The 24142-nt window shown below is 70.5% G+C and carries 21 protein-coding genes and 1 pseudogene; 11 read left to right on the top strand and 11 right to left on the bottom strand.

From position 1 onward, the window contains the following. Positions 1–148: 148 nt before the first annotated feature. The 5 genes from ACGFYV_RS27025 to ACGFYV_RS27045 form a co-directional block, all read right to left on the bottom strand. Entirely contained in the window at positions 149–1078 is a 930-nt protein-coding gene (locus tag ACGFYV_RS27025) for a hypothetical protein (protein ID WP_393881071.1), read from the bottom strand. Positions 1079–1217: 139 nt separating this feature from the next. After that, a complete protein-coding gene (locus ACGFYV_RS27030) occupies positions 1218–1976 on the bottom strand; it encodes a calcium-binding protein (RefSeq protein WP_393881072.1) in 759 nt (252 codons plus the stop codon). Between the two features lie 143 nt (positions 1977–2119). Further along, positions 2120–5332, bottom strand: coding sequence for a sacsin N-terminal ATP-binding-like domain-containing protein (locus ACGFYV_RS27035; protein ID WP_393881073.1), 3213 nt, complete (start codon positions 5330–5332; stop codon positions 2120–2122). Between the two features lie 53 nt (positions 5333–5385). Then, the gene (locus tag ACGFYV_RS27040) at positions 5386–5658 is read right to left on the bottom strand and encodes a DUF397 domain-containing protein (protein ID WP_393881074.1); all 273 of its coding nucleotides are present in this window, start codon (positions 5656–5658) and stop codon (positions 5386–5388) included. Next, positions 5655–6530: a helix-turn-helix domain-containing protein gene (locus ACGFYV_RS27045; protein ID WP_393881075.1), complete on the bottom strand. Its 876-nt coding sequence runs from the start codon at positions 6528–6530 to the stop codon at positions 5655–5657. The genes ACGFYV_RS27040 and ACGFYV_RS27045 overlap by 4 nt, the downstream gene beginning before the upstream one ends. Positions 6531–6925: 395 nt before the next feature. Between ACGFYV_RS27045 and ACGFYV_RS27050 the strand changes: the two genes are divergently transcribed. Both ACGFYV_RS27050 and ACGFYV_RS27055 read left to right on the top strand, forming a co-directional pair. Beyond that, a complete protein-coding gene (locus ACGFYV_RS27050; protein WP_393881076.1) occupies positions 6926–7786 on the top strand; it encodes a helix-turn-helix domain-containing protein in 861 nt (286 codons plus the stop codon). A gap of 1 nt (position 7787) precedes the next feature. Then, positions 7788–8351, top strand: coding sequence for a Uma2 family endonuclease (locus ACGFYV_RS27055; RefSeq protein ID WP_393881077.1), 564 nt, complete (start codon positions 7788–7790; stop codon positions 8349–8351). Here ACGFYV_RS27055 and ACGFYV_RS27060 read toward each other — a convergent pair. Continuing rightward, on the bottom strand, positions 8342–9268 hold the full coding sequence (locus ACGFYV_RS27060; protein ID WP_393881078.1) for a DUF3027 domain-containing protein: 927 nt from the start codon (positions 9266–9268) through the stop codon (positions 8342–8344). The two genes, ACGFYV_RS27055 and ACGFYV_RS27060, sit on opposite strands and share 10 nt — an antisense overlap. Before the next feature lie 388 nt (positions 9269–9656). Here ACGFYV_RS27060 and ACGFYV_RS27065 point away from each other — a divergent pair, with 388 nt between their 5' ends. From ACGFYV_RS27065 to ACGFYV_RS27080, 4 genes are all read left to right on the top strand, one after another. Beyond that, positions 9657–11057 (top strand): MFS transporter, encoded by a 1401-nt coding sequence (locus ACGFYV_RS27065; protein WP_393881079.1) that lies wholly within the window; start codon positions 9657–9659, stop codon positions 11055–11057. 198 nt (positions 11058–11255) lie between these two features. Next, on the top strand, positions 11256–11729 hold the full coding sequence (locus ACGFYV_RS27070; protein ID WP_393881080.1) for a DUF2771 domain-containing protein: 474 nt from the start codon (positions 11256–11258) through the stop codon (positions 11727–11729). A 26-nt stretch (positions 11730–11755) separates the two neighbouring features. Next, entirely contained in the window at positions 11756–12532 is a 777-nt protein-coding gene (locus ACGFYV_RS27075) for a futalosine hydrolase (RefSeq protein WP_393881081.1), read from the top strand. Then, positions 12519–13388, top strand: coding sequence for a 1,4-dihydroxy-6-naphthoate synthase (locus tag ACGFYV_RS27080; protein WP_393881082.1), 870 nt, complete (start codon positions 12519–12521; stop codon positions 13386–13388). Before ACGFYV_RS27075 ends, ACGFYV_RS27080 begins: the two co-directional genes overlap by 14 nt. Positions 13389–13479: 91 nt before the next feature. Here the strand turns inward: ACGFYV_RS27080 and ACGFYV_RS27085 are convergent, their stop codons facing one another. Both ACGFYV_RS27085 and ACGFYV_RS27090 read right to left on the bottom strand, forming a co-directional pair. Further along, on the bottom strand, positions 13480–13863 hold the full coding sequence (locus ACGFYV_RS27085; RefSeq protein ID WP_393881083.1) for a cold-shock protein: 384 nt from the start codon (positions 13861–13863) through the stop codon (positions 13480–13482). 121 nt (positions 13864–13984) lie between these two features. Continuing rightward, positions 13985–14212, bottom strand: a complete 228-nt coding sequence (locus ACGFYV_RS27090) for a winged helix-turn-helix domain-containing protein (RefSeq protein WP_393881084.1) — start codon at positions 14210–14212, stop codon at positions 13985–13987. A gap of 353 nt (positions 14213–14565) precedes the next feature. Here ACGFYV_RS27090 and ACGFYV_RS27095 point away from each other — a divergent pair, with 353 nt between their 5' ends. The 3 genes and pseudogenes from ACGFYV_RS27095 (at position 14566) to ACGFYV_RS27105 (ending at position 18338) form a co-directional block, all read left to right on the top strand. After that, on the top strand, positions 14566–15993 hold the full coding sequence (locus ACGFYV_RS27095; protein ID WP_393881085.1) for an IS1380 family transposase: 1428 nt from the start codon (positions 14566–14568) through the stop codon (positions 15991–15993). A gap of 216 nt (positions 15994–16209) precedes the next feature. Then, a pseudogene (locus tag ACGFYV_RS27100) lies at positions 16210–16467 on the top strand (transposase); the annotation flags it as partial. A gap of 518 nt (positions 16468–16985) precedes the next feature. Then, positions 16986–18338, top strand: a complete 1353-nt coding sequence (locus ACGFYV_RS27105; protein WP_393881086.1) for an MFS transporter — start codon at positions 16986–16988, stop codon at positions 18336–18338. Between the two features lie 278 nt (positions 18339–18616). Here ACGFYV_RS27105 and ACGFYV_RS27110 read toward each other — a convergent pair whose 3' ends face one another. Next, positions 18617–18973, bottom strand: coding sequence for a VOC family protein (locus ACGFYV_RS27110; RefSeq protein ID WP_393881087.1), 357 nt, complete (start codon positions 18971–18973; stop codon positions 18617–18619). Positions 18974–19116: 143 nt separating this feature from the next. Between ACGFYV_RS27110 and ACGFYV_RS27115 the strand changes: the two genes are divergently transcribed. Next, positions 19117–19368, top strand: coding sequence for a hypothetical protein (locus tag ACGFYV_RS27115; protein ID WP_393881088.1), 252 nt, complete (start codon positions 19117–19119; stop codon positions 19366–19368). Here ACGFYV_RS27115 and ACGFYV_RS27120 read toward each other — a convergent pair. Both ACGFYV_RS27120 and ACGFYV_RS27125 read right to left on the bottom strand, forming a co-directional pair. Further along, positions 19344–19970, bottom strand: coding sequence for an HAD family hydrolase (locus ACGFYV_RS27120; protein WP_393881089.1), 627 nt, complete (start codon positions 19968–19970; stop codon positions 19344–19346). The genes ACGFYV_RS27115 and ACGFYV_RS27120 overlap by 25 nt on opposite strands. A gap of 357 nt (positions 19971–20327) precedes the next feature. Next, on the bottom strand, positions 20328–21419 hold the full coding sequence (locus ACGFYV_RS27125) for a hypothetical protein (RefSeq protein WP_393881090.1): 1092 nt from the start codon (positions 21417–21419) through the stop codon (positions 20328–20330). A 139-nt stretch (positions 21420–21558) separates the two neighbouring features. Here ACGFYV_RS27125 and ACGFYV_RS27130 point away from each other — a divergent pair, with 139 nt between their 5' ends. Next, positions 21559–24135: a helicase-associated domain-containing protein gene (locus tag ACGFYV_RS27130; RefSeq protein ID WP_393881091.1), complete on the top strand. Its 2577-nt coding sequence runs from the start codon at positions 21559–21561 to the stop codon at positions 24133–24135. The last annotated feature ends 7 nt before the right edge of the window (positions 24136–24142 follow it).

The raw sequence follows: 24142 nt of genomic DNA on the forward strand, positions 1-24142 counted from the left end.
CGATCAGATCGGCGGGGGAACCGGAAGGTTGTACTCCAAGATCGCTTCCCGGCCATTCTTTGTCGGCCGATTGCCGGTTCATGGCACGGAGGAGAGGAAACGATCCGGCCCCGGAAGCCGGCTTGCCCCCGGGGCCGTCCGTCATGACTCAGCGAACGTCGACGAAGTCACCCGTGGCGTTGACCGCCGGGGTGGTCGTGGTGCCCGCGAAGCTGTAGCGGAAGTAGCCGTCGACCGTGGCCGTGGTGGTGGCCGTCAGGTTGCCCGTGGAGTTGGACTTGACGGTCTTCAGCGTGGTGTAGGTGCTGGAGGTCTGCTTGCGGAACTGCAGCTTCACCGGCTGGACGGTGTAGCCGTGGTACTTGCCGTCGTCCCAGTTGGCACGGGCCAGCTTGCCGGTGACCGTGACGGTCTTGCCCTTCTTCACGGGCTCCGGCGCGGCGTTGACCGTCAGCGTGGAGAAGCGCTGCAGCTTGAAGGCCGCGGCGTTGTCCTTGACGGCGACACCGATCTGGCTCGGGTCGGCCGGGTTCTGCGGGTCCTGGCCGTTGAAGGCGACGGCGAAGGCGGCGGCCTTCCAGGAGCCCGCGTCCTCGTTCAGCAGTTCCATCGGGTCGATGGCGACGGTGGACTTGCAGCTCGCGACGGTGGCGGAGGTGTCCGTGCAGGTCGCTACGTCGCTGTCGAAGAAGTAGATCGGGTTCTCGAAGGACTCGCCGCGGTACAGCTCGACGGCCGAGACGAAGTCGGCGGCGTGGATGTCCACGTCCGCGCCGTGCGTCAGCGTGTAGGAGACGGGGACCTTGACCACTTTGCTGATGCCGACGGCGATGTTCTTGCCGCTGTTCACCTTGACGTTGGAGAAGGTCGCGTTCAGGACGGACGGTATTTCGTCCACGCCGGCGGCGTAGGCCGACTTGCCCGTGGAGTGGCCGGAGTGGGCCGAGTGGGCGGCCTTGCTCGCGGCGGCGGTACCCGCGGGCACCCTCGCGGTCCCGGCGGCCTGCGCGGCCGGGACGGCGAGGGCGGAAAGGGCCAGGGCGCCGGTGACGGCGCCCACGGTGGCACGAGTTCGCATGCGTTCCCCTGTGTGGAGAAGGGTGGACACGAGGTCCAGTGGTGATCGTGGAGTCAGTCGACTCGACCGATGGGACCTGCGTGGAAGTGGAATGGTTGTACGAGGCATCGGGTGAGGACACCTCGAATTCACTGGCGCGTTACTGCACGTCGACGAAGTCACCCGTGGCGTTGACCGCCGAGGTGGTCGAGTTGCCCGCGAAGGAGAAGCGGTAGTAGCCGTCGACCGTCGCGGTCGTGGTGGTCTTCAGGGCACCCGTCGTGCCGGCCTTGATGGTCTTCAACGTGGTGTAGGTGCTGGAGCTCTTCTTGCGGAACTGCAGCTTCACCGACTGCGAGCCGTAGCCGCCGTACTTCAGCGACTCCCAGTTGGCCCGGGACAGCGTGCCGGTGACGGTGAGGGTCTTGCCCTTCTTCACCGGCTCCGGGGCGGCGTTGACGGTGAGCTTGCCCGCGCGCTGGAAGACGAAGGAACCGGCCTTGTCCTTCTGGACGAAGTCGCCGTCCTTGGCGTCGATCCACGCGTCCACGTACCAGGTGCCGGCGTTCTTGTTCACGTAGTAGTCCGTCCTCGGGTCGATCTTCACCGAGGCGGAGCAGGTGGAGGTCGTGGCGTTGACGGCGGTGCAGGTGGGCTTGCCGGTCATCTCGATGCCGTAGCCGGGGCCCGTCAGGAAGAACGACTCGGCTCCCTTGATGCCGGAGTTGTCCGTGGCGGTCACGCTGACCTTGATCGTCACCGGGCTGGAGGTCCCCATGGAGACCTTGTTGTCACCGTCCACGACGACTTTGGTGATCTTGGTGTCGCCGTACCCGCCGTCGGCCTGGGCGGCCGGGACGGCGAGGGCGGTGAGGGCCAGCGCGCCGGTGACGACGGCGGCAGAGGCTCGGATGCGCATGTGTTTTCCCCACGTTGAATGCCTGTGGAGTCTGGTGACTCCACAGGCATGACGTGGGGCGGATGCGAAAGGTTGTACGACTGGTAAAAATTTCGTGTGAAATTTGTAGAGGTCGACCGAGCCCAACTCCGCCTATACCGGGGTCAGTCGAACCAGCGGTCCCGTGCCAGTTCCTCCGTCCGGGACGGGTCCTCCAGCAGGGCGGCGACCTCGAAGCGGCGCGGCCACTGGCCGGCCGCCCAGGCGAGGCCCGCGGCGACGCCCTCCAGGGTGGCCGCGTGCAGCACGCCGTCGTCGGTCAGCCGCCAGTCGATCTCGACGCCGTCCACGACGAGTTCCTCGTGCTCGACGTAGGTGGCGGGCGTCAGCGGTCCGAGCAGCACCCGCACCGGCTCCGGTACGTCGTGCTCGGCACCTTCCGAGTGCACCTCACCGGTGACGGACTCGCTCAGCCGCCGCACCTGGAACAGCTCGGCCAGCTCGGCGGCCCGGGACGGGCGCACCGGCAGCAGCGGGACACCGGCGGTGAACGGCAGCAGGTCGGGCGAGTCGACGACCACCGCGTCGGCGGCGTCCACCACCTCCACCCGCCCGTCCAGCACGGCCCGCACCTCGTCCGGCAGGGTCACCTGCTCCGGGTCCAGCTCCGCCAACGCGCCGTACAGGCCGTGCAGTTGCGCTGACGTGACGGTCCGCTCCGGGTCGGCGAGGCGGTCCAGCAGCTCGGCCGCGCCGCCGGGCTCGTCCAGCAGGGACGCGACCGAGGTGCGCACCCCGAGGGCGCGCAGCACCTGCTCGTCCTCGAACCCGGTCGCGTCGGCCTCGTCGTACAGGCCGCGCAGCAGCGGGTCGCCGCCGGCCGCGAGCAGGCCCGCCGGGCGGCGGCCGTCGAGCACCGGGTTCCCGCGCAACCACCAGGCGGTGTACGGCCGTACGGCCTCGTGGGTGCCGTCGGGCAGCAGGATGCGCACGGGCTGGGTGAGGGCGTCGCGCAGCGGGGGGCGGGCGAGCAGGGTGAGGGCCTCGGGCCAGTGGTCGTCGTCCACGAGGTCCAGGTCGCGCACGGCGACGAGTTCGGTGGCGACCGGGGGTACGGGGCTGTCGGGGAAGCGGTCGAGGATGTCCTCGCACCACACGTCCACCGCGTCGAGCAGCCCGGCGTCGTCGGGTTCGGCGAAGTCGCCCTCTCGGGGCTCCAGTTCGTCCGGGTCGAGGACGACGTCGGTGGCGCGGACCAGCGCGAAGTTCGCGAGGACCCCGCAGGCGGTCAGCGGCTGCTGCCCCCACCTGGCCGCCAGCTCGCCATCGACAGCGGCGAGTTCGTCCTCGCGGATCACGCGGGCGAAGTCGCTGCCGGGGAAGACCAGTTCGCCCGCCGGGGCGAGTTCGCCGTCCTCGTCGGGCAGGGCCAGCGCGCCCAGCCACGGTTCGTCACCGGGTTCCAGGCCCGCGTCCCGCACCAGCGCGAGGACGGTGTCGGCCAGCTCCTCGGCGTCCGGCGCGTCCTCCTCCCACAGCGCCCCGCCGTCGTCCTCAAGGGAGTTGGCGACGGCGGCCCGCACCTGCGGGGTGGTCAGCACCGCGCGCGGGGTCGCGGGCAGCGCGCCCAACTTCTCCAGCAGCGGGTGCACGGCGTCCTCGTGCGCGACCTTGAGCCCGAGCCGGCCCAGGATCTCCGGGTCGAGGGCTCTGCCGTCCGCGGTGGGCAGCAGTACCTGCCGGGGCCCGATCGTCGTGCGGCCATCCGCGAGCGGCACCGGAAGCCCGGAGAGCCGGTCGGGGTCGACCCCGGCGAGGCTGTCGTACAGCCGCCACCACCACTGCGGGTCCTTCTCCAGACCGGCGAGCCGGTCGATGGCGTCGGCGAGCGGGATCCGGGCGACGCCCAGCGTGCGCAGCTCGGCGCGGCGCTCCAGGCCGCCCGGGAGCAGGGTGGGCAGCACCTCGGCGAGCACCCGTACGGTGTCCGCGCCCGCGCCCTCCACGATCTCGGCGTCACGCGGCCGCAGAGCCTCCGGCAGCTCGTGGCCACCCTCGCCCTGGCCCTCGCCATCGCCATAGTCGTCGCCCTGGCCGTCGCCCTGGCCCTCGCCCTTCGGCTCGACGGCCGGGGGCAGGAAGGCGGTGCGCGGCAGCCGCTCCAGGACGGCCTGCCGCAGCGCGCCGTCCAGTTCGCCCTTGCCCAGCGGTCCGGGTACCAGGTCGATGGCGCCCTCGGTCACCGGGCGCCAGTCGGCGAGCAGCTCGGCGTACGCGTCCGCCGCCCGCTCCACCAGGAAGTCGGTCAGCGGGCCCGGGGCCGCGTGCCGCCGGGTGGTGTCCAGCGGGAACGAGGCGATGAGCAGCGCGGGCACACCGAGGGGCTCGTCACTCGGGGTCGGGGCGTGCACGACGGGGCTGGTGCGCGGGCGGACCGGCCGCCCCCGCTCGTCCGCCGGTACGGCCCACGTCACCGACCAGTGCGGGCGCAGCCGCTCCTCCACCGGCCGGTCGGCCAGCAGGTCCGGGGTGAGCGGCCCGTGCGCGGACACGGTGCGCCAGCGGGTCGTCCCGTCCCGCGAGTCCGATACGACGGTGACGGCGCCCTCGGTACGGCGGCGCAGGGTGCGCGGGGCACGGTCCCCGACCTCGATCACGACCTCCTCAAGGCCCGGCAGGGCGAGGAGCAGGGCGTCGTCCACGGCGTCCAGGAGCCGTTCGGCGAGGTCGGCGGCGGCGCTGTCGCGCAGGGGCAGGATGACGGCGGTGTCGTACGGGTCGGGAGCGGTGCCCTCGGCGGCGAAGGGCAGCCTCAGCAGCGGTACGTGCCCGTCACGGCGGCGGACCTCGTCCCCCAGCCCCGGGCTGTGCCGGGCGGTCTCGGAGGCCAGCTCGCGCGCCTCGGCCAGCGACCAGCGGACCCCGCCGTGCCGGCCGACGATCGCGGGCTCGTCCGTGACGGACAGCACGGCCGCGAAGCCGACACCGAACCGCCCGACCGCGCCGTGCGTGTCCTGCTCACCCCGCTTGGCCGAGGCCCGCAGCGTGGACAGCGACTCGACACCGGTCGCGTCCAGCGGGGCGCCGGTGTTCGCGGCGACGAGCACGTTGTCGCGGAGGGTCAGCCGCAGCCGACCCGGCGTGGCGGCATGCGTTGCCGCACGCGTGGCCGCACGCGCGGCGGCGTCGGCGGCGTTCTGGGCCAGCTCCACGACCAGCCGGTCCCGGTACCCGCCGAGGACGAGATCCTCTTCGGCGTTGGCGTCCTCCCGGAACCGGGCGGGACTGGTCGCCCAGGCGTCGAGGACACCGCGCCGCAGCCGGGCCGTCCCGAACGGGTCTGCCCCCTCGGCCGCCGGCCGCACGTACTTGCTCACGTTCGTTCTCCTCTTACCTGTCGGGCGTGAGGAGAAGGTACCGCTCCGGACTGTCAGCCCCCGGCGGCGTACGAGACGAAGCGGAGCCAGGTGGTGGGCGTGACGTTGAGAATGGCTCCGCCGGTCTGCTTGGAGTCGCGGATGTGGATGGTTTCGGGGGTGGGGGCGATCTCGACGCAGGAGTCTCCGTCTGGGCCGCTGCTGTAGCTGCTCTTGAACCAGTCGTGAGCTACTTCCACGCAGGAGTCGATTTCACTGCTGCTGCTGTAGCTGCTCTTGAACCAGGCCAACTCGGAAGCGCCCCCCGCCGGGGTTCTGCGGATCATGTCTCTCCCAGCAACTGCTCGATGAAGGCCAGCGCCTCCCTCGGTGGGAGAGCCTGAGCCCGGATGATGCCATACCGCAGTTCGAGGATACGGAGCTGCCTCGGCTCGGAAACCGGACGGCCGTTGGCAACTCCTGGGGAGCGCCCAACCGCTGACCCATCTTCGAACTTGAGTACCTCGATGCCTCCTTCTGTTCCAGCATGCTCCTCGCGGTGCAACGGCATCACCTGGATTTCCACGTTCCGCAGCTGCCCCAGCTCAAGGAGATAAACGAGCTGCTGACGATGAATCTCCCTACCCCCCAACGGGCGCCGCAGCACCCACTCCTCCTGGACGAAGCTCAGTTCCGGCGCGGACTCTCGCTCGAACACGGCCTTTCGAGCCGCCCTCGCCGCCACCCCGCGCTCGATGTCGTCCATCGAGAACGCAGGCCTCCGCATCATGAACAACGCCCGTGCGTACTCCGGCGTCTGCAGAAGTCCATGGATGTTCAAGGGGTCGTACAGCTGGAGTTCAACCGCCCTGGCCTCCATCTGCGCCAAATCCCGAACCTTCTTCGGGTACCTGACCTTCGCCACGTCCTCCTTCATCGCGGCGATTAAGCCGCCCGCGCGCAGCACTTCGTCCGCCTTGTCCAGGTACTCGGGGCGGGGGATCCGTTTGCCGCTCTCGATCTTGTAGACCATGTCCTCGCCGTAGCCGACCGCACGGCCGAACTCGGCGGCGCTCATCCCGACCGCCTCGCGGCGCAGCCTCAGCTGGCGGCCGACCGTCGCGATGACGGCGACGCCCCAGTCGTCGTCCGGGTCCACCTCCCAACCCGGTTCGTCCTCCTCGGTCTTGAGCCGTACCGCTGCCGCTTCCGCTGTCATCTCCGCGCCCCTCCGTGTCGTACGACCGTCTCGCCGACGTCGCCCTACCCTTGCGCACCTCCGGACACCCCGGACACGACCGGACAAACTCCGGACACTCGCCGCATGCCTCGACCGCCCTCGAAGCCGTCCCGCGGGAATCCGTGCTGCGGTGCGAGGGGCGCCCTTTTAAAGGAACAACCGAGGTGAAAGGACCCCCACCAAACCCCACCCCTCCCTCCCGCGGCGCAAACTCACTCGCGAGGGTGAATATCACCAACTGGGCTGGCGTGGCGCCCTGTTGCGCGCTCTACGCTCAGTGCAACAGCAAAGCCGTCGCAGACATGCATCGGCCCCCGGCCGGGACTAGCGATCCCGATCGGGGGCCTGACCACCAAGGAAGCAAGACCTTCCCAATGGATACTGAAAACCCTAGCGCGCCCTCGCGCGTCCAGTCCGCCGTTGGCGCCAAGAAGCACCCGATTCAGCGGCCCCGGGCCGGGGGGCTGATCCACGAGAACAGCCGTCACACCGCCAACTTCACGGTGATCGGCAACCACTTGGCCCAGCACCCGACCCTCTCGGGGCTGGCCATCGGCCTCGGCGTGTACATCCAGTCGCTTCCGGCCGGTGCCCGCGTGGACATCAAGACGCTCGCCGTCCGCTTCCCCGAGGGAGCGATCCGTGTCGCCCGTGCGCTGCGGGAACTGGAGGCCGAGGGGTACCTGCGGCGCGAGCCGGAACGCGGGCCGGACGGCCGTATCATCACGCGGACGACCTCCTGCAACCAGCCGGGACGCCCCGAGGACGACCACCCGCCGCCGACAGGGGCCGCGCCCTCACGGAAGAAGCAGGCGCCGCGCAGGGAGTTGCCGCCCGTACCGCGCCCGGCCTGTCCCGCTCCCGCACTCATCCGGCGGGCGACCGACCTGCTGGCAGGCCTCTACCGCGAGGACCGGCGCCTGCTGCTCTCCGAGCGCGACACGGAACACCTGGCCCCCGGCGTCGCCGCGTGGCTGGAACGGGACGTGAGTCCCACGGCCGTACGGGAAGCCCTGACCACGGATCTCCCGGCGGAGCCCCTGTGCCGCCCGGCGGCGCTGCTGGCCCATCGCCTCACCACCCGGCTGCCCCCTCCGCCACCGTTCCGGGCCCCGGAGCCACCGCCGCCGGTCCGCCACCCCTTCCAGACCTGCGAATCCTGCGACCGCGCCTTCCGCGCCCCCGAACCAGGCCACTGCCGCGACTGCCGACCCGATCTCTTGGAGGCCGCCTAGCATGAGCGCGCAGCGCGTCTACCGGGCCATGCGGGACGTCGTCCAGTCCATGGACGGCACCGTTCCGGGCAGATTCGAGATCACCGGGAAGGGGATCGTCCACGACCTGACGGCGCCGATCGGTCCGCATGGGCTGACCAGTCTGCGCCTGCGGAAACGCCTCGAAAAAGTCATGCCGGACGAGATCGTCGCGCACACGGGACGACCCGATGTCGAGGACGAGTCCGAGGGCATCATGCGGCGCCCGGACGTGCTGGTGATCGCCGAGGCGGACATGGAGGGGGACGGGGCCTTTGATCCCGGCACGGTCATCGCCGCCGTCGAGATCGTCTCCCGCTCCAACCCGGACAACGACTGGGTGAGCAAGGTCCGCGACCACCCCCTCATGGGGATCCCCCTCTACGCGATCTTCGACCCCCGCACCGGAACCGGCGCCGTCCTCACCGACATCCACCCCACCCCTGACGGGCCGCGCTACGCGACCCGCAAGGACTTCGTGTACGGCGAGGACGTCACCATCGGCGACTGGACGATCCCGACGGACGGGCTGCCGGTCTACGAGTGACCCAGCTCGGCGGTCTCCTCGTCGCCCGCCTCCGGGACCGAGCCCGAGTCGCGGGCGGGGCGCAGCGGGAAGACGTCGACCTTCATCTCGTCGATGACCGGCTCGGCAGGCTGGGGCGGCTTCGGCATGACGGCGGCCTCGGAGTGGGCGCCGCAGCCGTAGGAGAAGGAGACCACGCGGCCGTCGGCCGGGGAGAACTCGTTCGCGCAGACACCGAAGGCCTGGCCGAGCGAGCCGCCGATGGGGCTGAGGAAGCCGCAGGAGGAGCAGGTGGCGGGGGCAGCCTGGGCCATCGCCGTCTTGGGTCCGAAGGCGTCCTCCCAGCGGTCCGCCGCCACGTGGAGGCCGTAACGGGACAGGACGCGGGCGCGCCGCATGCCGAGTTCCTCGGCGACCGCGGCGATCGAGCCGCGGACGGGGGCCATCGGCTGGACCGCGGGCGTGCCGGCGGTGACGTCGGCGTCCTCCGCCTCCGCCAGCTCGGCCATCTCCCCGGAGACGACGGAGTTCGGCGCCGGCTCCTCCTCGCCCGAGTAGCCGGGCTCCAGGCGCAGGTCCTCCTGGTCGGTGGGGAGCAGGTCGCCGGGGCCGAGGTCGCCGGGGCGCAGCCGCTCGCTCCACGGGACCCACTCGGGGGCGAGGAGGGCGTCGGAGCCGGGGAGCAGGACGACCTCGTCCAGGGTCACGATCTTGGCGCGGGAGGCGCGGGCCACCGTCACCGCCCAGCGCCAGCCCCGGTAGCCGGGCTCCTTGGACTCGAAGAAGTGCGTGACGACCCGGTCGCCCTCGGACACCAGGCCGACGTGCTCACCGACCACTCCCGGCGCGGCGACCTCCTCGGCTGCGGCGCGTGCGAGGTCGACGGCCTCGGCGCACAGACGGTCGGGGGTGCGGCTACGCGTTGTCGCTGCGCTCACAGGTATCGCTTCTCTCCTACGCCGTCTCAAAGTGCGGATGCCTCCGGCGGTGAAGCGGTTCAGCGAACGGAGCGGACCTGTGGGCCGCATCGACGTCCGCGTCCGATCGCGCTCGGGCGCACCTCTGCCATCCATTCTGCTTTATGGCTGAGATACGCACGCTACCCCGTTGGCGGTGGTGGGGGACAGTCCGGCGCCCCTTCCCGCCGTCCGGACCGTCCCCCGACCGTCCCCGGACAGCCTCCAGACCGTCCCCGGACAGCCTCCCGACTTGTCACCGGACAGCTTCCCGACTTGTCACCGGACCGTCTCCGGGAGGGCACGGACGGGCGTGTCCGCCGACTCGCTTGGGCGTAAACCGCACTACGGGACGGGTCCGCGGGGCACTATGAACGACGTGGCAGCCGCGGACAGGGGGAGCGGAGGCGGGTCGGGCCGGGTCGGCGGTGTCGTCCGCTCCGTCGGACGTGCCCTGCACTCCCCGGTGACCGGGACGGTCCGCGGAATCCGCAAGGCCACGCACGCGCACGGCGCGGGCGAATCGGGCCTCGGCAAACTGATCGAACTGCACGCGGTGAACGGCGCCGGCGACGTCATGATCACCGTCGCCCTCGCGGCCACCGTGTTCTTCGCCGTCCCCACGGACGAGGCCCGCGGCCGGGTCGCCCTGTACCTGGCCATCACCATGGCCCCCTTCACCGTCCTCGCCCCCGTCATCGGCCCCCTCCTCGACCGGCTCCCGCACGGCCGCCGCGCCGCCATGGCCGCCGCCATGCTCGCCCGCGCGCTGCTCGCGCTGGTCCTCTCCGGGGCCGTGGCGAGCGGCAGCATCCAGCTGTACCCCGCCGCCCTGGGCGTGCTGGTCGCCTCCAGGGCCTACGGCGTGGTGCGCAGCGCCGTCGTACCGCGCCTGCTGCCGCCCGCGTTCTCGCTGGTCAAGGCCAACTCCCGGGTCACCCTCGCCGGGCTCCTGGCCACCGGCGTCGCCGCGCCGATCGCGGCCGGGCTGCACGCCGTCGGGGATCCCTGGCCGCTCTACGGCGCCTTCGTGATCTTCATCGCGGGCATGTTCCTGTCCTTCTCGCTGCCCCCGAAGGTGGACTCCGCCAAGGGCGAGTACGTCGCCCTGCTCGCCGCCGACGAGCAGCATCTGCACGGGCCGCGGCGCAAGGCGCAGAACGGCCGCAAACCGGGCCTGCGGACCGTCGGCCCCGCCGTGACCCACGCGCTCGGCGCCAACGCCGCCCTGCGCTGCCTGTCCGGCTTCCTGATCTTCTTCCTCGCCTTCCTGCTGCGCGAGCAGCCGCTGACCGGGCAGAGCGCGGCCGTCTCCCTGGGGATGGTCGGCGTGGCGGCGGGCGCGGGCAACGCCCTCGGCACGGCCGTGGGCGCCTGGCTGAGGTCGAGGGCGCCGGAGATCATCATCGTGACGGTCGTCGCCGTCGTGCTCGGTGCGGCGATCGTGGCCGCCGTGTTCTTCGGCGCCGTCCTCGTGGCCTGCCTCGCCGCGGTCGCGGGCTTCGCGCAGGCGCTGGCCAAGCTGTCCCTGGACGCGCTGATCCAGCGGGACGTGCCGGAAGCGGTGCGCACGTCGGCGTTCGCGCGCTCCGAGACGCTGCTGCAGATGGCCTGGGTGTTCGGCGGCGCCGTCGGCATCGTGATGCCCCTCAACGGCGCCCTCGGCCTCGCGGTCGCCGCCGTCATCGTGGCCGCCGGATGGGTGACCACCCTGCGCGGCCTTCTCGCCTCCGCCCGGCAGGGGGGACGGCCACGGGCGCGGGTGGCGTGACGAGGCGAGGGGCGCGGCGACTGGCGTAATGCGTGGCGCGGCGAGCGGCGTAGCCCGAGGTGTGGCGAGTGGCGCGGCGAGCGGCGTAGCCCGAGGTGTAGCGGGTGGCGCAGCGACTGGCGTAACGAACCGGGCAAGAACCGGGCACGCCGCACCCCACATGGGCGGACGCCTCCGGGTGCCCGATAGCCTTCGGCCATGACCTCGCTGCAATCCGCCTCGCGACGCCGCCGCGCCGTCGCTGTCGCCGGCGCCGTTTCCGCCGGACTGCTCCTCCTGTCCGCCTGTGAGAAGCCGTCGCCCGTCTCGACGGTCACCGTCGGCGATAGCTCGGTCAACTCCGAGGCCCTCTGCTACAACGACGGCAACGCCCTGGACGCCGCCTCGCTGGCCAAGTGCGTCAAGAAGGCCGGCGACATCAAGTCCATCAAGGTGGACCAGGACGAGACGGTCCGCTTCGGCGTCGACCCGAAGATCGCCGACGAGGGCTGGATCCTCCTGGTGAACGGCCGTCAGTTCACCGACGCCAGCAAGAAGACGTACCGCACGATCCCGGGCAGCGCCTTCTTCAACGCCCAGTACGGCACCCAGGGCGACACCAACACGGTCTCGATCCAGATGGGCGAGAAGACGGCCAAGGGCCTGTGGACCTTCAAGCTCAAGAAGGCCTAGCCCTTCCGGTCGCGGCCTACGCCCGCGTGAACATCCTCGTGGCCACCGCCGTCCCCGCAGAACGGGACGCGGTGGCACGGGCGTTCCCGCACCGGCCCACCACGGAGGTACGGCTGCCGGGCGCGACCGTGCACCGCACGGCCACCGGGCACACGGGGCATGCCGGGCATACGGGGTACGCCGAGTGCGCGGGGCGCACTGGTTGCGTCGGGTACGACCTGCTGGCCGCCGGTGTGGGCCCCGCCCTCGCCGCCGCGTCCACCGCGACCGCCCTCACCGCCGCCGCGCTCGCCGGCACCCCGTACGACCTCGTCGTCTCGGCCGGCATCGGCGGCGGCTTCCAGCCCGGGGCACCGCTCGGCTCGCTCGTCGTCTCCGACGCGATCACCGCGGCCGACCTGGGCGCCGAGACCGCAGACGGCTTCCTCCCGGTCACCGACCTCGGCTTCGGGACCGTCACCCACACGGCCCCGGAATCACTCGTACGAGAAGTGTCCGCGGCCACCGGAGCGCTCCCCGGCACCATCCTGACCGTCTCCACCGTGACCGGCACCGCCGAACGCGCCGCCGCCCTGCGCGCCCGCCACCCCAGGGCCCTCGCCGAGGGCATGGAGGGGTTCGGGGTCGCCGAGGCGGCCACCGCGCACGGGGTGCCCGTGCTGGAGATCCGCGCGGTGTCCAACCCGGTCGGCCCGCGCGACCGCGCCGCCTGGCGCATCGGCGACGCTCTCGCCGCCCTCACCGAGGGCTTCGGGAAGCTCACGCCCGCATTGGAGAGTTGGAACCCGCATGACCACCAGTGAGACCCCCCGCGAGCAGCAGTCCCTGCGGATCGCGTACTCCCCCTGCCCCAACGACACCTTCGTCTTCGACGCCCTCGCCCACGGCCGCGTCCCCGGCGCCCCGAAGCTGGACGTGACGTTCGCCGACATCGACATCACCAACGGGATGGCCGAGCGCGGCGAGTTCGACGTGCTGAAGGTGTCGTACGCCGTCCTGCCGTACGTCCTGGACGAGTACGCGCTGCTGCCGTGCGGCGGCGCGCTGGGCCGCGGCTGCGGGCCGCTGGTGCTCACGCGCGAGCCGGGGGCCGACCTGACGGGCCGCACGGTGGCGGTGCCGAGCGAGAAGTCGACCGCGTACCTGCTGTTCCGCCTGTGGGCCGCCGACACGCTGCCCGGCGGGGTCGGCGAGATCGTCGTCATGCCGTTCCACGAGATCATGCCGGCCGTGCGGGACGGCAAGGTGGACGCCGGACTCGTCATCCACGAGGCCCGCTTCACGTACCAGAACTACGGGCTGCACAAGCTCGCCGACATGGGCGAGCACTGGGAGCGCACGACCGGGCTGCCGATCCCGCTCGGCGCGATCATCGCCAAGCGCTCCCTGGGCGCGGACACGCTGAAGCGGCTCGCCGAGGCCATCCACACGTCGGTGCACAGCGCCTGGGACGACCCCGAGGCCTCCCGCCCCTACGTCATGGCACACGCCCAGGAGATGGACCCGGCCGTCGCCGACCAGCACATCGGTCTGTACGTCAACGAGTTCACCTCCACCCTCGGCGAGGACGGCTACGCCGCGATCCGCGGCCTGCTGACCCGCGCGGCGGCCGAGGGGCTCGTACCGCCCCTCGGCCCGGATGCGCTCGCTTTCCCCTGACGCGCCGTCTCAGACGGCAGGTCCCCTGATGTCCGGGACGTCAGATCCCCTGACGCGCCGTCTCAGACGTCAGATCCCCTGGCGCACCGTCTCAGACGTCCAGCTGGTCGGCGACGGCGCGGAGCAGGCCGGCGATCTTCTTCCCGGCGGTCTTCTCCGGGTACCGGCCCCGCTCCAGCTGCGGGGTGATGTTCTCGAGAAGGGTCGTCAGGTCCTGCACGATCGAGGCCAGCTCGTCCGGCTTCTTGCGCTGCGCGGCGGCGACCGAGGGAGCGGGCTCCAGCACGGTCACGGAGAGCGCCTGGTCACCACGCTGACCGGCGACGACGCCGAACTCCACGCGCTGTCCCGGCTTGAGCACATCAACTCCGGCGGGGAGAACCGAGGAATGGACGAAGACGTCACCGCCGTCGTCACGGGAGAGAAAGCCGAAGCCCTTCTCACTGTTGAACCACTTGACCTTGCCAGTCGGCAAAGCACACACTCCCTCTGTCGCGCTCGGACTGGCCGGACGCCCTGTTGAACTGCCGTTGATACAGCCTACCGGGGCTCTCCCCACCAGGACAGGAGCACAAACGGCGCTACACAGAGGGCTCCTAGGGCTCTGAGACGAAGTAGCCAGTGCCACTGACCACGTACACAACTCCCTCAGTGCGGAGCCTGGCCAGTGCACGGGATGCGGTCGACTGGGAGACGTCGAACTCTGCTGCCAGAGCCACGGTGCCAGGCACGCGCGCACCAGGGGCGTACGTCCCCTCACGGATACGTCGCCTGATCTCCTCTGCCACCTGTGGCCAGTGCGGCTCTGCTCTGTTGATCTCCACCTATTCAGGGTGCGAGAGATTCACCCAACGCGCTATCGAGATAGTCAGATACCCAGCTAGTCTGGGGGGCAGTAAAGGACCCCCGCGACCTGGCGAGAGGTCCGGGGGCGTGGCCACACCTGACGAAAGCAGGGATGACATGGCAGAGCCTATCGACACGGACGGACGTGGCGTTGTCCGGCTGTTGCCTTGGAACGGACCAGAGGGCAAGCGCGCACATCTGATCACTGACGGAACATCAACCCCGGGCGGAATTGGATGACCTGACACCCTGATAGCAGAAATGTGCCGCTGACCTGCGAGGATGCGAGTGTCTAGGTCGTATCCGCTGCAGAAGTCAGGGCACCTTTCTGGTGGTTGAGCGTACAGGCTGGGATCGTCGGCTGTCCGTGGTGGCCGACGGGAAGAGACTGATCGGGCATGCCGGGGCGGTGCTGCTGCGCCGGTGCGCGGACCGGACGGGGCTGACGGACGCGCTGGCCTGGGTGCTGCCGTCCAGCACGGCGGCCGGCTGGCGGGACCGCGCGGGGGTGCTGGTCCAGCTCACGGTCGCAATCGTGCTCGGGGCAGCGAACCTGTCGGAGGCCGAGCAACTGCAGCTGCATCACCGGCTGCTGTTCGGGCCTGCGGCCTCGGACTCCACCGCCCGCCGCACTCTTGCCACGCTCGACGAGACCGCCCTGGCGGCGATCGCCAGGGCGCGGGCGAGGGTGCGTCGCCACGTGTGGAGCCTGCTGCATCTACGGCCGGGCGGCTTCCCGTGGCTGACAGTGGCGGGCATGCGGCTGACCGGCTGGATCGTCATCGATCTCGACGCCACGGTCATCACGGCGACGTCGAAGAAGGCCGGGGCGGCGGTCACCTTCAAGAAGACGTTCGGGTTTCATCCACTGGCCGCATGGTGTGCGAACACCACCGAATCTCTGGCCATGCTGCTGCGGCCGGGGAACGCGGGAGCCAACACGGTGGCCGACCACATCTGCGTGCTCACCGACGCACTTGCGCAGATTCCCGGCTCCTCGGCTGCGAAGATCCTCATCCGGGCGGACGGCGACGGCGCCACCCATGGCCTGCTGGAACACCTCGAAGCGTTGAACACCACGCGGCGCACGGTCCGCTACACCGTCGGCTGGAAGATCACTGAAGACGACGAGCAGGCCATCGCTCAGTTGCCCGAGGCCGCCTGGGAGACCTCGCTGCACCAGGACGGCAGCCTCCAAGAGGGCTACTTCGTCGCCGGGTTGACCGGACTGAACACCCGCGAGGGCTGGCCGGAGGGAATGCGGCTGATCGTGCGCCGGATGCGTCCGACCCGACGGCATCTGAAGAAACTGACCGCCTTCGAGAAGAAGACGGGCTGGCGCTACGGCATCACCGCGACCAACATCGGCCGCATGTGGGGCATCGCCGGCTCAGGTCACGCCCAGTTCCTGGACGTGCTGCACCGCTCGCACGCGTCCGTGGAAGACCGGGTACACACCAACAAGGCCATGGGCTTGGACAACCTGCCCTCCGCATCGTGGGAGGTCAACCGCGGTTGGGTACTCGCCGCGAACCTCGCCGCCGATCTCGACGCGTGGCTGCGGTTGCTGGCACTCCACGACATCGACGATCTGACCGACGCCGAGCCGGACACCATGCGGTTCCGCCTCTACCACCTGCCCGCCCGCCTCGCCGATCACGCCCGCCGCCGCTGGCTGCGTCTCGAGGCGACCTGGCCCTGGGCCCAGGCGTTCACCACCTGCTGGCAACGGCTGAACACCCTCCCGGTCCTCACCTGACGACCAGCCCACCAGCTCCTTGAGACAAGGAAGAAGGACACCCGCGCCGCCTCCGGGAGCCGTGGAACCCCGGCGCAGCCGCAGCGACACGCGAAGCCCCCGCCCGCGATCACGCGGGACAAACGGGGCGAACCGGCAGCACCGTCATGCGCTCACGACCACTGACGAATCGAGGCTAGAGGTAGCGCGGATAGGGGTGCGGTCATGGTCGGCGGCGAGACCGACGAGCTCCTCGCGTTCTACGACTTCTCCGCGGAACACTGGGTGCACCTGCGCACGACAAATCCCATCGAGAGTACTTTCAGCACCGTGAAGTTGCGGACCAAAGTCACCCGTGGGGCCGGCAGTCCCATCGCGGCCCTGACGATGGTGTTCAAGCTCGGCGAGTCCACCCAGACCCGCTGGCGCGCGATCACCGCACCCCACCTCGTCGCTCTCGTCCGCAACGGCGCCCGCTTCAAGAATGGTCACCTGTCTTCCCAGGCCACCGCAAGGATCCCGGATGCGGGCCGATGTGCACCTGTCATCATCTGCGGCCATGTCCCGGGCGGTCGCATGTCGGCCCTTTCCCGGATCGACTGGTGGCCAGTCAGAGCGTGGCGCGGGCAGCCCCACCGCCCCGTGCGATGGTACGGCGCTTCACCGGGTCAGGCACGGCATCGAAGCCGACGGAGCGAGCCTGGTGTGGAGCCGGACACCGAAAGCCCGGCTGACGTCCGGAAAGCAGCGATGCTCGGTATGGCCCGCCTGTACGAACGGGACGCTCTCGCGGCCATAAGTGCATCGTGAAACCATAAATAGGGTCAAAAGCGTACAGGTGTTTCAACCTTGACCTGTGGGCAGGTTGCAGGACGTCAGTGAATAAGCCGATAATGCAGCGCGACATCCGGCAACTTGGCCTGTGGATGAGAATCGAAGGCTATTGAATATGAAGGAGGTGACTGGCATGCGTGGTGGCGTCTGGTAAGTCATTGAGCAGGTAAGGAAAGGGGGTGCTCAAAATCACTTGGCACCCCCTTTGTCATGCCGTGCTGAAGGAAGAGAATTTCACGGTGGAGAAACTTGTCGTTCCGGTGGCGCGAAGTAACTCTAGGTCCTGGCGAGGAAGGATTTCTCAGAAAATCCCCGAGCCTGCACGGGACAGAGTTTTCCGACGATATTGGACTGCGTCAGTCGTCTCCACTGTCGGAGACGGTGTAGCCGTCCTGGCGATACCGCTGGTGGCCACAGTCAGCTTGCGGGCTGGAACATCTCAGGTCAGTCTTCTTGTGGCGCTGACCTGGCTACCGAGCCTCCTTTTCTCCATTCCCGCGGGTAGGTGGGTGGACCGCCTGGGTCGCCCGAAAGAAGTCATGGCCGGCTCAGATTTCGCCCGATTCGTTCTGGCTTGCTCGGTCGCCTTGCTCAATGCGCTTCATGTACTTCAGTTCTGGAACCTCTGTTTCCTTGTTTTTTTGCTGGGCTTCTTCTCTGTGCTCTTTGATGTCAGCGACATTTCTGTATTCGGGTTGCTCGTGCAGCCCGAGGATTATGTGTCGGCGCAGTCGCTTCTCCAGGGGGGACGAGAGGTCGCCTTTCTTCTCGGTCCGACGGTTGGTGGCCTCATCGTCCAGGTTGTCACGGCGCCGTTTGCGCTGCTTTTCGACGGAATTTCCTTTCTGATCTCTGCGGCTCTCCTTCGGGGTGCATTGCCAGCCTCTCCCGGTTCCGATTCGCATGGGGTGCGATATCTTCCGTCAAATGGATTTAATTTTCGTCCGAGGTATCCCATCATTAGATCAATATTGTACGCAACGGCGTGGTGCAATCTGTTCCTTAATGTCATCAACGCGGTTTTCATCGTCTACCTTGTCAGGTCCCTGCATTTGAGTGCATGGGCCATCGGTCTCTACTATAGCGTGACAGCTCTGGGGGGCATCGCTGGGTCGCTGGTACTGAATCGCATGGCTCGTCGCATCGGCGTAGGGCGAACCCTGATTGCAGGGTTCGTCCTTTACTGTACCCCCGGAATTATTATCCCTATGGTCAAAGGGTCTGCCGCTTTCGTCTCGGGTGCAATTCTGCTGCAGGCCCTGGTGTCAGGTGCTGGAATGATCATCAGGGATTCCAGTATTGGTGCTGTATTCACGGCTGTGGTGCCGAATGAAATGCGCGCGAGCGTCCGGGGCGTGTTCCAGACGATTAGCTTCGGGATGCGCCCCGTAGGTGCGCTGGCGGGAGGGCTCATCGCGGCTTCATTTGGTATGAAGTCGACCCTTTGGGTGGGAGCTGCCGGGGCCGCTCTGGGATTCGTGTGGGTGGCTCGTTCATCCCTCGTCCGCCATTTCGATATCGAGGGCCCTTGAATGCACCCACCAGCGCCTTCACAGCGAACAGCTGTACCTACCGCCGTGTGGGGACGCGGCGGTAGGTACAGGTCTGCGGGGTGCCTCAGCGGACTGTGTGGGCCGCCTTGCGACCAAGGGCGCCGCCCAGGCGCGAAAGCGCTTCTTCATCACAGAATTCCTTTCGGACGGATCCGGAAAGAGCAGCTCGGACCGCTGTTCATGGCTTCCACGGGGGAGGGGTGGAGAGCAGACGCGGCAGGGAGCCGAGCCGGCGCCGCGTGACGGTCGGCGCGGGGCTACTTCTGCGCCGAGTGCAGGGTGACCGCGTTTCCCTCGAAGTCGAGCACGAGGGCGAAGAACCCGTTTCCCGGACGTTCCTCGGTCGGGTCGGCGACGCTCCCGCCGTTCGCGGTCACGCGCTCAAGTGCCTCGGACAAGGGTTCGTCGACGTGGAAGTACGGAAGTGCCCCGAGGGTCGACGGCACGAAACCGTCCGTCTGGTTGAGCGAGACGCTCGGCGTGCCCGGCAGGATCGTGATGCGCCGGACTCCCATGTCCACGATCTCGGTGGGCTCGTGCTGAAAGACCGCCTCGTAGAAACGCTTCGCCCGCTTCAGGTCCTCGGCAGGAATCTCGATCCAGATCGTCTGCATGGCAGTTCCGTTCGCATGTAGGGACATCTGCGCAGCGATTCTGGGCCGGAGCCGGCGGATATCTCCAATGAGGCTAATGGTCTTCGGGCGGGTGACAAGACGTCGCCCGGTCGTTCTCTCGCGCAGGGGACTACCCTGGTCCGGTGCGTGACAAAACCCAAACGAATTCCGCCGGGCCCGGTGACCGACTGGTCCGCGCCGGTGTCATCGTCTTCTTCGTCGGAGCCGTGGCCACACTGGTCACCGTGGCCCCGCTGTTCCTCGGTGCGAAGCCCTTCCCCACGTACATGTTCGGGATGAGCATGCTCATGGGCGTCGGCTTCCTCGTCGCCGGTGCCGGCGTGCTGCGGTCGGTCGCGGCCGGGCGGCGTCAGGCGCGGGGCGCCGCGCGGTAGCCGGCCAGCCAGGACGGGAACGCGGCGAGGTCGTCGAGCACGACGTCCGCGCCGGCGGCCCGCAGTTCGTCACCGTCGCACGGCCCCGTCACCACGGCGACCGACAGCGCGCCCGCCATGCGCGCTCCGCGCACGTCACCGACGTGGTCGCCGACGTACACCGCCGCGCCGTGCTCGCGCAGTGCCGCCGCCTTCTGCTCGGCCCACAGGTCGCCCACGACCACGTCGGGCTCGATGCCGAGGTGGTTCAGGTGCAGCTTGGCGTTCGGCTCGTACTTCGCCGTGACCACCATCGTCCGGCCACCGGCCGCACGCACCGCGCCCACCGCCTCCCGCGCACCCTGCATGGCGGGGGTCGCGGCGATGGCGATCGCCGGGTACATCTCCCGGTACAGGTCCGCGATCGCCGGGACCTCGTGCTCCGGGAACCAGTTGATCAACTCCTCCACCAACGGCGGCCCCAGCCGCGTCACCGCGAGATCCGCATCGATGTACGTCCCCGTACGCTCCGCCAGCGCCAGGTAGCACGCCCTGATCCCCGGACGCGAATCAATGAGCGTCATATCCAGATCGAAGCCGACGGTAAGGGTCATGCCCCCCATTCTGCCGTCCCCTCCGGGGGCCTGGCCGACGGGATACGTGGAGGGGGCCGCGCCTACATCACCGAGTGCGGGTCCGCTGTGCCCGTTCGCGCAGTTCCCCGCGCCCCTGGGGGGTGCGGCGGGGTGGCTGAGGCGGGCTCGCTGCAGTGGGGGTGCTGCGGGACGTCGGGTACCGGCTCGTCGCAGCCGGTCGCGCAGTTCCCCGCGCCCCTGGATACGTGCACTCAGGCGTCCTGAAGGAGCACGAGGAACCACCCACACGCGAAAACCGACGCCAACCCCCAACTCCCCAGGGGCGCGGGGAACTGCGCGAACGGCCGTGACGGACCCGCACCCGGAGACCCCGCCCGCCAGAGGCTATTTGCGCTGGGAACGCCACAGCAGGAACACCGCCGACGCCACCGCCGCCCCCCTCACCACCCACGGCCACGTCTCGGCGAGCGCATCGCCCATATGCCCCTGCGCGATCGGATCCCCCCAGCGCCCACTGCCACGCCCCCACAGCCAGAGAAGACCCGAGGCGGCGGAGAGGCCGGGGATGACCAAGACAGCCCACTTGGACTCGGCGGGGCTCAGCCTGCGGGACCCGTACGCGATCAGCCACCCGAGAATCAGCGCGAACCAGTTACCGAGCACCGCACCGACGACCAACGCCGCAGCGGCCAACAGCAGCAGGGGATTGGTCCAGCCGGCCGCAGGACGAGGCAGCAGACGCCGGGCACGGCGCGGGGCGACGACGGGATCAGGATCGGGATCGGGATCCGCCTGCTTCTCCTCACCGCGCTCCCGACCGGGCCCCCGTCCCGCCTCCTCCTTCTCCGCCCCCTCCTCCCCCATCGGTGGCCGCTTGAGCAGGTCCGGAATCTCCACCCCACCGACGAACCCCGGCACATGATCCCCACCCGCCGAACCGAACCCGCTGCCCTCCACCCGCCACCAGTCGGGCTCGACAACGCTGTCCCCGAGTTCATGCGCCGGCGCGAGATGCGGCGGAGACGCACCACCGGCCGGAGCGGGCGGCGCCGGCTCCGCGGGCCGAGGACGCGGAACCACCCTCCGCAGCCCCCTGCGCTTCTCCCCATCCCCCGACTCGGCCCCCGGCCCAGCAGCCTTCGGCTCCCGCTCCCCCGCCGCCGGCTGCACCGGCACCGCCGCGGCCGGCGGCTGAGGCACCCGCACGCCACCAGCACCGGCACCAGCACCGGACCCGGCACCCCCGGCGGAGCCACCCGCCGCCTCCACCACCTCGTCCGGGCTGCCCATCCGGTCGAGAATGCGGCGGACGGCCGCGGGACTGTCCACGGTCACCTTCGCCCGGTGCCGGTCGATCTCGTTCCGCAACTCCGACACCAGCCGCATCCGCGTGGACGACGGCAACTGCCGCTGCTGAGCGATGTCCCCGACACGGCTCAGATACTCGTAGACGACCTGGTCGCTTTCGATCCCCAACGGAACCCCTCCGGGGCGACGGCGGCACAACCCCGTGAGGAAGGTAGCGCAGTCCGGCGCCGCGGAGAGCGCAGTCGCGCGCCGAAGAGAGCGCACGCGGGCGCAGCCCCCGCCCACGGCAACCGCTAACGTGAGTCAGATGAGCACCGAGGAGAAGCCGGCGGCACCCCGGTCCCTCGCGGAAGCACTCCGCGCGCGGGACGACGCCTCGTTGTCCGCGCTCCTGCGCAGCCGACCCGATCTCATCACCCCCGTCCCCACCGACCTCACCCAGCTGGCCACCCGCGCCGGCACCCGCGCCTCCGTCCTGCGCGCCCTCGAACGCCTGGACCGGTTCGCCCTGCAGACCGCGGAGGCCCTGGCCGTCGCCCCGGACCCGGCGTCGTACGACAGCCTGCTCGGCCTGCTGGCCGGGGACGCCCGGGACCGGGCCGTCACCGCCGCGCTGCCCCGCGCCGTCGCCACCCTGCGCGAACAGGCCCTGGTGTGGGGCGACGACGACCGGCTGCGACTGGTGCGCACCGCCCGCGAACTGCTCGCGCCGTCCCCGCAGCACCCCTCCCCGACCGGCCTGGGACCGAGCGTGCAGGAGGCCACTTCGGGCATGTCCCCCGGGCGGATGCAGGAGATCGTCACCACCGCCGGACTGCCCTCGACCCACGACTCGGTCTCCGCCGTCGCCGCGCTCACCGAGTTGTTCACCGACCGCAAGCGGATGGCCGGCCTGCTCGCCGGGGCCTCGGAGGCCTCCCGGGAGGTGCTGTCCCGGCTCATGTGGGGGCCGCCGTACGGGCAGGTCACCGCGGAACCGGCCGCCCACCTGCGCTGGCTGCTGGACCACGGCCTGCTGCTGCCGACCGCGCCGGGCACCGTCGTCCTGCCCCGCGAGGTCGCCCTGCACCTGCGCGAGGGCCGCGCCCACCGGACCCCCGAACCCCTGCCGCCCGCCGTCGAACCGGCCGCCGTGCACGCGGCGCGGATGGTGGACGCGACGGCCGCCGGGCAGGCCTACACCGCCCTCGCCACCGTCGAGGAGCTGCTGAAGGACTGGGACGAGGGCGGTCCCGCCGTGCTGCGGGCCGGCGGACTGAGCGTGCGGGACCTGAAACGGACCGCCGTCGCCCTGGACGTGCCCGAGCCGGTCGCCGTGTTCTGGGTCGAACTGGCCTACGCCGCCGGCCTGCTCGCCTCCGACGGCGAGGCCGACGAGCGGTACGCCGCCACCCCCGCCTACGACGACTGGCTGGAGCGGCCCGCCGCCGAACGCTGGGGCCACCTCGCCGAGACCTGGCTGACCGTCACCCGCACCCCGGGAGTCGTCGGCGGGCGGGACGCGAAGGACCGGGCGCTGTCCGCGCTGGGCCCCGGACTCGACCGCTCGGCCGCGCCCGAGGTACGGCACCGGGTGCTGACCCTGCTCGCCGGGCTCCCGGTCGGCACCGCGCCCTCCGCCGAATCGGTGCTGGCCCGGCTGCGCTGGGAACGGCCGCCGCGCGGCCCCCGGCCCGGCGACGAGGAGGACCTGCGCTCGCGCCTGGCCCGCTGGACCCTGTCGGAGGCGGAGCTGCTGGGCATCACCGGACGCGGGGCGCTGTCCGCCCAGGGCAGGGCACTGCTGGGCGCCCCCGCCCCGGCACCCGCCGACCCCGCACAGCCCACCCACCCCGCACAGCCGACCGGCCCCGGCGACAAACTGCCCGTCCACCATCACCACCATCACCACCACCCCACCCCTGCGGATCCGCCCGCAGAACCCCTCTCCGCCGCCGAACAGACCACGGCCACCGCCGCCGCGGCCCGGCTCCTGGCACCCCTGCTGCCCGAGCCCCTGGACCACGTCCTCCTCCAGGCCGACCTGACCGCGGTCGCCCCCGGCCCGCTGCGACGACCGCTCGCCGCCATGCTCGGCGTGCTCGCGGACGTCGAGTCCAAGGGCGGCGCGACCGTCTACCGCTTCACCCCGGCTTCCGTCCGCCGCGCCCTGGACGTCGGCCGAACCGCCGCCGACCTGCACTCCTTCCTCGCCGCACACTCCCGCACCCCCGTCCCGCAGCCGCTGACCTACCTGATCGACGACGTGGCCCGCAAGCACGGCCATCTGCGGATCGGCGCCGCCTCGGCGTACGTGCGCTGCGACGACGACGCCCTGCTGAACGAGATCCTCGCCGACAAGCGCGCCGCCACCCTGCGCCTGCGCCGCCTCGCCCCGACCGTGCTGGCCGCCCAGGCCGACCCCGGCACCCTGCTGGAGGGCCTGCGCGCGATGGGCTACGCGCCCGCCGCCGAGTCCGCCGAGGGCGACGTCCTGATCACCCGCCCCGACGCCCACCGCACCCCGCCGCGCACCGCACCCGAACCCGTACCGGACGGCCCGCCCCCGCCCGACTCCACCCTCCTCACCGCCGCCATCCGCGCGATCCGGGCCGGCGACCTGGCCGCCACCACCCCGCGCAAGTCCGCCGACACCCCGCTGACCGGCGGCGAACTCCCCCGCACCGGCCCCGCCGAGACCCTGGCCACCATGCAGGCCGCCGTCCTGACCGGCGAGTCCCTGTGGATCGGCTACGTCAACGCCGAGGGCTCCGCCAGCCAGCGCGTCATCGCCCCCATCCGCGTCGAAGGCGGCTTCGTCACCGCCTACGACCACACCGCCGACGAAGTCCGCACCTACCCCCTGCACCGCGTCACGGGCGTCGCCGAACTGGCCGACGACTAGCCCCCGG

This window comes from Streptomyces sp. NPDC048297 (assembly GCF_043201585.1).
Classification (GTDB): domain Bacteria; phylum Actinomycetota; class Actinomycetes; order Streptomycetales; family Streptomycetaceae; genus Streptomyces.

Coding starts and splice junctions, on each gene's coding strand:
- ACGFYV_RS27030 (WP_393881072.1), bottom strand. CDS start 1,976: ATGCGCATCCGAGCCTCTGCCGCCGTCGTCACCGGCGCGCTGGCCCTC.
- ACGFYV_RS27080 (WP_393881082.1), top strand. CDS start 12,519: ATGACCACCAGTGAGACCCCCCGCGAGCAGCAGTCCCTGCGGATCGCG.
- ACGFYV_RS27040 (WP_393881074.1), bottom strand. CDS start 5,658: ATGATCCGCAGAACCCCGGCGGGGGGCGCTTCCGAGTTGGCCTGGTTC.
- ACGFYV_RS27120 (WP_393881089.1), bottom strand. CDS start 19,970: ATGGGGGGCATGACCCTTACCGTCGGCTTCGATCTGGATATGACGCTC.
- ACGFYV_RS27065 (WP_393881079.1), top strand. CDS start 9,657: ATGAACGACGTGGCAGCCGCGGACAGGGGGAGCGGAGGCGGGTCGGGC.
- ACGFYV_RS27025 (WP_393881071.1), bottom strand. CDS start 1,078: ATGCGAACTCGTGCCACCGTGGGCGCCGTCACCGGCGCCCTGGCCCTT.
- ACGFYV_RS27130 (WP_393881091.1), top strand. CDS start 21,559: ATGAGCACCGAGGAGAAGCCGGCGGCACCCCGGTCCCTCGCGGAAGCA.
- ACGFYV_RS27055 (WP_393881077.1), top strand. CDS start 7,788: ATGAGCGCGCAGCGCGTCTACCGGGCCATGCGGGACGTCGTCCAGTCC.
- ACGFYV_RS27050 (WP_393881076.1), top strand. CDS start 6,926: ATGGATACTGAAAACCCTAGCGCGCCCTCGCGCGTCCAGTCCGCCGTT.
- ACGFYV_RS27045 (WP_393881075.1), bottom strand. CDS start 6,530: ATGACAGCGGAAGCGGCAGCGGTACGGCTCAAGACCGAGGAGGACGAA.
- ACGFYV_RS27110 (WP_393881087.1), bottom strand. CDS start 18,973: ATGCAGACGATCTGGATCGAGATTCCTGCCGAGGACCTGAAGCGGGCG.
- ACGFYV_RS27070 (WP_393881080.1), top strand. CDS start 11,256: ATGACCTCGCTGCAATCCGCCTCGCGACGCCGCCGCGCCGTCGCTGTC.